Genomic DNA, 7,910 nt, shown 5'->3' on the forward strand with positions numbered 1-7,910 from the left:
GGCGCCGCCGCGGCGATGGCCGCGGCGCTGCGCTCGCTGCCGCCGGGCGGCCAGGCCGCGCTGGCGGTGGCGGGGCTCGGCGGGGCCGCGACCCCGGGTGCCGGCGTACCGGTTCCCCTCGCGAGCGTGGCGAAGGTCATGACGGCCCGCGTGGTGCTCGCGGACCATCCGCTGCGGGGCGGCGCGAGCGGTCCTGCCGTCACCGTGGACCGCACCGCGTCGTACGAGGCGGGCACGGCGGACGAGTCGAGCGTGCGCGTCGACCCCGGGCAGCGCCTGTCCGAACGGCGCCTGCTGGAGCTGATGCTGGTCCCTTCCGGCAACAACATCGCACGTCTGCTGGCCCGGTGGGACGCGGGGTCCGAACGCTCCTTCGTGGTGCGGATGAACGCCGCCGCGAAGGCTCTCGGCATGCACCACACCACCTACACGGGGGCGAGCGGGATCGAGGCCACCACGCGCAGCACCGCCAAGGACCAACTCCTCCTCGCGCGGGCGGTGATGAAAGACGCCGTCTTCCGTTCCGTCGTGGCGCTGCGCAGCGTCGAGCTGCCCGACGGCGGCACCGTGGCCAACACCGACACACTCCTCGGCACGGACGGTGTCGTGGGGATCAAGACGGGATCGAGCACACCGGCGGGCGGCGCCCTGATGTGGGCGGCACACCTGCGCGTCGGCGGCCGGGACCGGCTCGTGCTGGGTGTGGTGCTGCACCAGCACGCGGGGACGAACCCCGTGCAGGGGCTCGCCGCCGCGCTGGACGGCACCAGGACGCTGCTGGCGGCCCTGCGCACGGCGCTCGGCGCGGGCGACGACGGCGAACCGGCGGCCGCCCTCGGCGCTGGGGGCGGCCACCGCGGCGCGGCGCCAGGGGCACACCGCGATGCCACGATCGCGGCGGGCTCGCGGTGAGCGCCGTCCTGGAGGCCCCCGGCACGACGACGGCTCCGCCGGCGGCCGCCCGGGGACCGTGGCGGCGCGGGGCGGCCACCACGGCCGCGGCGGTCCTGGCCGGCTCGCTGCTGCTCCTGCACGGTGTGCTGCCCGAGGGCCCCGGGCACCTGGGCAGCCTGCTGGAGACACTGCTGCCGTGGGTGGGGCTCGCCGTTCCCGTGCTGCTCGCGCCGGCGTTCGCCCGGCGGGCACCGGCGGCCCTGCTGGCGCTGCTGTTCCCGGGCCTCGTCTGGCTGTCGCTGTACGGCGGCACCCTCGCGGACAAGCGGGTGGCGGGCGGGGACCTCACGGTGGTCAGCCACAACGTGGACGAGGCCAACCGCGATCCCGCGGGCACCGCCCGGGCCCTCGCCGCCTCCGGCGCGGACGTGGTCGGGCTGGAGGAGCTGGGCGGTCCGGCCACCGGCACCTACGAACGGATGCTGGACGCCGCCTACCGCCACCACCGCGTCGAGGGCACCGTCGGCCTGTGGAGCAGGTATCCGCTGACCGGGGCGCGGCCCGTGGCGATCATGCCCTGGACGCGCGCCCTGCGGGCCACCGTGGCCACGCCCCGAGGGGACCTGACCGTCTTCGTCGCGCACCTCGCGTCGGTCCGGGTCGCACCGGACGCCGGGTTCACCACGGGCCGCCGGGACGACTCCGCCCGGCTGCTGGCTGCCGCGCTGCCCCGCGGCGGGCAACGCCTGCTGGTGATGGGCGACTTCAACGGGACGCTCGGCGACAGGGCGCTGGCCCCCGTGCTCGTCCCGGGCCTGCGCTCGGCCCAGGACGTGGCGGGCGACGGCTTCGGCTTCACCTGGCCGGCCCGCTTCCCGGTGGCGCGCATCGACCAGGTCCTGGTGCGGGGCGTCAGGCCGCTCGCGTCCTGGACGCTTCCCCGCACCGGCAGCGACCACCTGCCGGTCGCGGCGCGGCTGCGGTGGTGAGCGCGGCCGCGGCCCGCGGCGGGATGCCGGTGACCGCTGCCGTGCCGTTTGCGCGGTGCCCCCCTCTCACTCCCCCGCCCCGTAGCAGGCGTCGCTCGCCAGCAGCGCCGCGCCGACCACACCGGCGCGGGGGCCGAGTGCCGACATGACGATGGGGAGGTTGCCGGTGGCAAGCGGCAGCGAGCGCTTGTAGACGACGCTGCGGATCTCGGCGAGCAGGACGTGGCCGAGGCCGGCCAGGCCGCCGCCTATCACGATCATGGACGGGTTCATGAAGCTCACCACGGTGGCGAGGACCTGGCCGACCCGGCGTCCGCCCTCGCGGATCAGCCCGACGCTGGCCGCGTCGCCGGCCGCCGCGCAGGCGCCCACGTCCAGGGCGGTCAGGGCCCCCTGTTCCCGCAGCCGCACGGCGAGTTGCTCGGAGCGGCCGGCCAGGGCCGCGGCCGTCGCGTCCCTGGCGAGTGCGGCCCCGCCGAAGTACGCCTCCAGGCAACCGGAGTTGCCGCACGCGCACACCGGGCCCCCGGCGTCGACCTGGACGTGGCCGATGTCCCCGGCGCACCCCTCGGCGCCCCGGTAGATGCGGCCGTGCACCTGCACGCCGGAGCCGATGCCGCTGCCTATCTTGACGAACAGCAGGTGGTCCACCGTGCGCGCGGCGCCGGCGTACTTCTCCCCGATGGCCATCACGTTGACGTCGTTGTCGACGACGACCGGGCAGCCGTGCGCCCGGGCGAGGGTGTCGCGCACCGGGAAGCGGTTCCAGCCCGCCATGATCGGGGGCGACACCGGGACGCCCTCCCGGAAGCTGACCGGCCCGGGCAGTCCGATGCCGAGCGCGTCGAGCCGCTCGTAGTGGCCCTTGTCCCGCAGTGTCCGCAGCAGTTCGCCGATGCGGTCGAGGACGGCGACGGGGCCTGCGAGGAGGTCCATCTCCTCGGACAGGGCCGCGACGGTCGTCAGCGAGCCGTCCGTGATCTCCATCTCGACGGAGCTCGCACCGAGGTCGACGGCGGCGAAGCGCAGGCCGGGGTCGAGGCGGACGAGGGTGGAGCGGCGTCCGCCCCGGGAGGCCGCGGGTCCGGCCTCGAGGACGCGTCCCGCCGCGACCATGCGGTCCAGTTCGGCCAGCAGCCGCGGCCTCGGCACCTCCAGCCGGTCGGGCAATTCGGCCCGGGAGAGCGGGCCGTTGTCACGCAGCAGGCTCAGTACCCGGTGGGGAATGCTCACGGGCTCACATCCTCGGTGTCGCCGGCGGGAGGTCCCGGCGGGCGGGGTCCGCGTCGCGGCAACGGTAGACCGGTGCCCCGCCGGGCTCTGCGGTTTTTCCACGAGGGAGGAACGATCTTTTCCGTCCGATGGGACTCGGGACTGCGGCCCTCCGGTGCGGGAGTGTGTCCGGCACCGGTGTCCGGTCGGCGAGTCGTCCGGCGCCGGTGTCCGCCCGCGCGGCAGGGGCAGGGCCCTGGTGGGTCCTGCCCCTGCCGGCCGGCCGCGGTGTCAGCCGGTCAGCCCTCCCTTCACGGCGGTGGCGTCCCGGGCGAGCGCGTCGCGGGCCGCCGCGTCGGGAACGAGGGAGCTCTGCGCCGCGAGGCCGCGCACGGCGTCGAGGACGGCGGCCGCCTGGCCGGTGCGGCCCGCCTGCGCGTGGTCGGCCGCCTGGCCGATCCGTACGGTCAGCCGTTGCAGGCCCTGGTCGGTGACCAGCCCGTCGGTGTGGAGGCGGGTGACCAGTGCGGTCAGTTCCGCGAAGGAGGTGTGCGTGGTGAAGTGCACGGTCTTCGTGGTGGTGTTGCCCGCCGCGTCCTTGGCGGTGGCCTTCAGGTCGTGGCCGCCGAGGGGCAGTCGCCACAACGCGAGGGCCCTGCCCGGGGTGAGGGCCGCGCCGTCCAGGGTGGCCGTGGCGGTGGCGCCGCCGGAGACGGTGTCGGTGGCCCCGACGGTCGGTGTGATCGCGGTGGAGTCGCCGAGGTCGGCGCCCGCGTCCACGCCTCCGACGGTCACGGCCGGGCCGCTGCGGTCGATCCGCACGGTCGCCGAGCCGACGGCGGAGACGTTGCCCGCGGTGTCGGTGGCCCGGTAGCGGACGGTCGTCACGCCCTCCTGGGACAGTGTGACGACGGAGTTGGCCGCCTTCCACGTGGTCCCGCCGTCGGTGGAGTACTCCCGGCTCTTGACGCTGCCGTTGTCCTTGGCGGCGACGGTGAGCTTGACGTCGCCCGTGTACCAGCCACCGGTGCCCGTCGGCTGCGCCGGGTCGAGCGTGGCGGTGGCGGTGGGCGGCGTACGGTCGGCGACTCCCGCGCCCTGGAAGGTGAAGGAGTCGGGTTCCACACCGCCGCCGGAGGTGATGTAGAGCTTGCCGCTGCCCGAGGGCGCCCCGGTGAGCGGAGTGTCGACGGTCTGCCAGCCGTCGCCCGCCGGCACGTCGACGGTGGCGAAGGGGGCGGCGTCCGGTGCGTTCCAGCGCAGCGCGAGGGTGCCCGCGCCGGTCGCCCTGGTGCGCACGCCGGTGATGCCGGAGAACGAGACCGGGTCGTAGGCGATCCAGTCACCGGGCTCGAAGGACGTGAGCCGGCGCAGGCCCGACGCCGTGGTGTCGTCGGTGACGGTGACGCCCTGGGACGCGTCGTAGTGCTCGGCCTGCATGAGCGCCGGGTTCAGGATGACCTGCGCGTCCCCGGAGGCCGGGGGCACGCTGCCCGCTCCCTTGTCGGTGTAGGTGACGCCGAAGACGCCGAAGACGTTCTCGGTGTCGCCGTGTCCCGCGTCGGTGGGTGTCCGGACGGCGCCGGAGCAGCCGGTGCCGCTGTCGACGGGGTGGCCGTGCTGGTTGTGGCCGAGCCCGAACGTCCAGGCCGCCTTGGTGCAGTCGACGGCGGTGCCGTCCTCCGGGTCGTCGATGTCGGTGCCGTACGCGACGGTGTCGCCCCAGTTGAAGAAGCCGCCGTCGGGCGGATCGGTGATCTTCACGGTGGGCGCGGTGTTGCCGACCGTGATCTGGTGGCTGGTGAGGCCCGTCTTGCCCTGCGGGTCGGTCACCTTGAGGCGGGCCTGGAACTGCCCGTCGGCGGTGTAGGTGCGGGTGGCCTCGGGGCCGGTGGCGTCGAAGGTCCCGTCACCGTCGAGGTCCCACTGGTAGGTGAGGGCGGAGCCCTCGGGGTCGCTGGAGGCGCTCGCGTCGAAGTGCACGCTCAGCGGCGCCTGCCCGGACGACGGCTGGGCCGAGATGACCGCGGTGGGCGCCTTGTTGCCCTCCGCGTACTCGATGCGGTAGAGACCCGCGTCGGGGTTCTGCCGGAAGAAGCCGTCGCCGTAGTCGAGGACGTAGAGGGCGCCGTCGGGGCCGAACTCCAGGTCCATCGGGTTGTCCCACGGCGGGATGCCGTTCTCGGAGCGCTCGCTGTTGGGCAGCACGTTCTCGAGCTTGCTGACGGGGCCGTCGGGGCCGTCGAGCGTGAGGGCGGCCACGTAGTCCTGGGAGAACTCGCCCAGGAACGCCTTGCCGTCCCAGTACGCCGGGAACTTCCCGGAGGAGGGGTTGTCGGCGTCGTAGTGGTAGACCGGGCCGCCCATCGGGGCCTGGCCGCCGGGGCCGCCGGGGCCGCGGAACGCGGTCAGTTCGGGCCACGGCTGGTCGGTGTCCTTGTCGCCGTACCAGAGGGTCGCGGGGTGTGCGGGCGGCAGGTCGCGCAGGCCGGTGTTCCAGCGCGAGTCGTTGACCGGGGCGGCGCAGTCGAACGCGGGGCCGGGGGTGAGGGTCGCGAAGTCGAAGTCGCGGTACGGGTGGGTGTTGTCGCCCGTGCAGAACGGCCAGCCGCTGTTGAGGGGCTTGCTGGTGGTGTTCCACTCCACGTAGCCCATCGGGCCGCGGTTCGGGTCGGCGTTGCCCGCGTCGGGGCCGTAGTCGCCCCACGACACCGCGCCGGTCTTCTTGTCGACGCTGAGCCGGTAGGGGTTGCGCAGGCCCATCACGTAGATCTCGGGGCGGGTCTTCGCGGTGCCGGGCGGGAAGAGGTTGCCGTCGGGGACGGTGTAGCTCCCGTCGTCCTCGACGTGGATGCGCAGGATCTTGCCGCGCAGGTCGTTGGTGTTGCCCGAGCCGCGGCGCTCGTCGAGGCCGGGGTTGTAGCCCGGGGCGTCGTTGATGGGGTTGTAGCCGTTGACGTTGGGCCCGGAGGCCGGCGTGTTGCCGCCGGTGGACAGGTACAGGTTGCCCTGCGCGTCGAAGTCGACGTCCCCCGCCACGTGGCAGCACTGGCCGCGGTTGGTGTCGACGCGGATGATCTCCTGGCCGGTGGTCAGGTCGAGCTTGTCGCCGGTCCACTTGTAGCGGAAGAGGCTGTCGTAGCCCTCCCAGCGCTTCCAGTAGGAGTCGTCCTGGCCGGCGGGCAGCGTCTCGGGGGCCGCGCCGGCCGGTGTGGTGAGCGGCGGCGAGTAGTAGAGGTAGACCCAGTGGTTCGTCGCGAAGCCGGGGTCCAGGGTGACGGTCTGGAGGCCCATCTCCGAATTCTGGTACACGTCGATGTGGTTGACGATCTTCGTCACGCCGGTGCCGGGGTCCGTCATCCGCAGGTCGCCGTTGCGCGCGGTGTGCAGCACGCGGGTGTCGGGGAGCACCGCGAGGTCGATGGGCTCGCCGGTCTCCTTGGTGAGGGTGGCCTTCTCGTAGTTGCCCCAGTCGAGGGCGGGGTCGGCCGCTTCGTCCTCCTCGTGGGCGGGCGCGTGCAGGGGTGTCGGTGCGGCGGGCGCCGCCTGTGCGAGCGGGGCGAGACTCGCCCCGCCCAGCACGGGCAGCGCCGCCAGCACGACCCCGGTGATCAGGCGTCTCAGGGTTCGGTGCACGGTGGTGCCTCTCCTTGGTCGCGTGCCGGGGGTCGGATCCGGTGGCTCAGGCGCCCAGCAGGTGCTTGATGCCGCCGAGGCTGCGCTCTGCCGCGCCGAACGAACCGGGCGGGTTGGGCAGGGTGTTGACCGCGTTGTCCTGCTCGTAGATGCCGATGTGGCTGTCGCGCGCGCCGATGTCGCGGACGAACCGCTCGTAGGGCAGGTCGCCGGCGCCGAACTCGACCATGCTGTAGCCGTCGCCGGTGGAGGGGTTGGAGACCCCGTCCTTCAGGTGGAACAGCGGATAGCGGTAGGGCTGGTCGCGCACGTAGGCGGCGGGCTCGAAGCCCGGGTAGCGGTACTGGCCGACGAACGCCCAGTAGACGTCCATCTCCAGGTACACGTGGCGCGGGTCCGTGTTGCGCAGGAACACGTCGTACAGGCGCACCGAGGGCTGGTCGGTGGCGAAGGCGAACTCGCCCGAGTGGTTGTGCTGGTAGAGCTTCAGGCCGCGGGCGGTGGCCGCGCGTCCCCACTCGTTGAAGTCCTCCGCAGCGGCCTGGTAGGCGGCGACGGTGTTGGTGCCGGACGGCGCGTTGGCCGTGCCGACGTGCGGCATGCCGAGGATCTGCGCCGTGTCCAGCTCGCCCTGGAGGTTGTTCGCGAGGTTGCCGATGCCGACGTGGCTGCCGGTGGCGCGCAGCCCGTTGTCGTCGAGGATCCGGCGGATCTCCTGCGGTGTGATCTGCCGGCCGAGGATCGAGGTGTTCTGGGTGTATCCGGCGAACTCGACCTCGTTGTAGCCCATTCTGGCGAGTTCCGGCAGTACGACGGCGAACCCGAGCGAGGTCACCTTGTCGCGGACGCTGTAGAGCTGGATGGAGATGCGGTTCTTCGGGATGGGCAGCCGGGACGGGGCCGCGGCGGCGGGCGCCGCGGCCGCGGTGCCGGCCCCGACGACGGACGCGGCGGAGACGGCGACGGTGGCTCCCGCGGTGGCGCGCAGGAACGCCCTGCGGTCGAAGGACTTCTGCAGATGGCCCACGGTCACTCCTGGTGATGAGGCGGGTGGATCGGCACGGTACGGGCGGTGCGGTACACCGGTGCGGTGCTCGCGCGCTGCGGAGCGCGCCCGGCGCTCGGTGTGTGCGGCGGCCCGTCGCGGTCCGCCCGCCGGCCGGCGGGGGCGGCCGGACC

5 protein-coding genes are annotated in these 7,910 nt (G+C 73.9%); 2 read left to right on the forward strand and 3 right to left on the reverse strand.

Features of this window, described 5'->3' with window-relative positions; genetic code table 11:
* Window positions 1–912: D-alanyl-D-alanine carboxypeptidase family protein (locus L1885_RS19315; protein WP_235798410.1), on the forward strand; the 912-nt coding region annotated here is incomplete at its 5' end.
* Between the two features lie 8 nt (window positions 913–920).
* Window positions 921–1,883 carry an endonuclease/exonuclease/phosphatase family protein gene (locus L1885_RS19320; protein WP_268984263.1) on the forward strand — a complete coding sequence of 321 codons (963 nt, stop codon included), beginning with the start codon at window positions 921–923 and terminating at the stop codon, window positions 1,881–1,883.
* 66 nt (window positions 1,884–1,949) lie between these two features.
* Here L1885_RS19320 and L1885_RS19325 read toward each other — a convergent pair whose 3' ends face one another.
* From L1885_RS19325 to L1885_RS19335, 3 genes are all read right to left on the reverse strand, one after another.
* Entirely contained in the window at window positions 1,950–3,116 is a 1,167-nt protein-coding gene (locus tag L1885_RS19325) for an ROK family transcriptional regulator (RefSeq protein ID WP_235798412.1), read from the reverse strand.
* A 270-nt stretch (window positions 3,117–3,386) separates the two neighbouring features.
* The gene (locus tag L1885_RS19330; RefSeq protein WP_235798413.1) at window positions 3,387–6,731 is read right to left on the reverse strand and encodes a PQQ-dependent sugar dehydrogenase; all 3,345 of its coding nucleotides are present in this window, start codon (window positions 6,729–6,731) and stop codon (window positions 3,387–3,389) included.
* A gap of 46 nt (window positions 6,732–6,777) precedes the next feature.
* Complete coding sequence (locus L1885_RS19335; protein WP_235798414.1) at window positions 6,778–7,758, reverse strand: sugar phosphate isomerase/epimerase family protein; 981 nt, start codon at window positions 7,756–7,758, stop codon at window positions 6,778–6,780.
* Between the last annotated feature and the right edge of the window lie 152 nt (window positions 7,759–7,910).

It is taken from the genome of Streptomyces fuscigenes, assembly GCF_021556455.1.
Classification (GTDB): Bacteria; Actinomycetota; Actinomycetes; order Streptomycetales; family Streptomycetaceae; genus Streptomyces; species Streptomyces fuscigenes.